Annotated in this window: 1 protein-coding gene and 1 pseudogene; both read left to right on the forward strand. The window is 54.8% G+C overall.

The genetic code is table 11. From position 1 onward, the window contains the following. Window positions 1–587, forward strand: a pseudogene (locus NW820_RS12695) (leucyl aminopeptidase); the annotation flags it as partial. Window positions 588–789: 202 nt separating this feature from the next. Further along, the coding region (locus tag NW820_RS12700) for a DnaJ domain-containing protein (RefSeq protein WP_414407680.1) at window positions 790–1,018 on the forward strand (229 nt) is incomplete at its 3' end.

Genomic DNA, 1,018 nt, shown 5'->3' on the forward strand with positions numbered 1-1,018 from the left:
AAGTGGAGCTGCACTTCATCGTCGCTGCCACGGAAAACATGATCAGCGGCCATGCTATTCATCCGGGAGATATCCTCACCGCCTCTAACCAAAAGACCATCGAGGTCAACAACACCGACGCAGAAGGTCGCCTCACCTTGGCGGATGCACTGGTGTTTGCGGAAAAGCTGGGCGTCGATGCCATCCTCGATCTGGCTACCCTGACCGGTGCCTGTGTGATTGCCCTGGGGGAAGAAATTGCCGGCTTGTTCACCCCGGATGAGACGTTGGCCCAGGAGCTACAGCAAGCTGCCAACCTTTCCGGCGAAAAAATCTGGCGCCTGCCGCTGGAAGAAGGCTACTTCGAGGGGCTTAGCTCCATTGTGGCCGACATGAAAAACACTGGTCCCCGCTCAGGGGGATCCATCACCGCTGCCCTGTTCCTGAAGCAGTTTGTGGAGAAAACCCCTTGGGCCCACCTGGATATAGCAGGCCCCGTTTGGACAGAGAAGGATGCAGGCTACAACAACAAAGGGGCCACCGGTTATGGGGTGCGCACCCTGGTGGAGTGGGTCTTGGCGCGGCAAGCCGCAGCAGCTTGCTCATAACCCCGCCTTTCTGGACGTTGGGCCTTGAAAAAGCATCTACTGAGGGAGGAGCCAAGGGCTGCTTGGCTGGAGCTGTCCGATCCCTAAAATAGGCTTAAAAAAGAGTCTAGGTATTGAGTAGCACTTTGCAAGGCTTCCCCTCAGGGAATAGGATCCCCGCATCAAAGTAGCTGGCACAAGGCCCCCTGCGCCGGATCCTCCCATGAAAGACCTTTACCGCGAGCTGGAATTACAGCCCAATGCAACTTTAGAAGAAATTAAAGAGAGCTACAGGCGGCTTGCCAAAGAATACCATCCCGATAAACTTCACCCAGATACACCTGTTAAGGGGCGGCAGTACATTGAGGAAAAGTTTAAGTCTATTCAGGAAGCATACTCGGTCCTGAGTGATCCTGTGAAGCGAAAAGCCTATGACTCCCAAAGGCTTTCCC

It is taken from the genome of Synechococcus sp. R55.7 (assembly GCF_047461955.1).
Classification (GTDB): domain Bacteria; phylum Cyanobacteriota; class Cyanobacteriia; order Thermostichales; family Thermostichaceae; genus Thermostichus.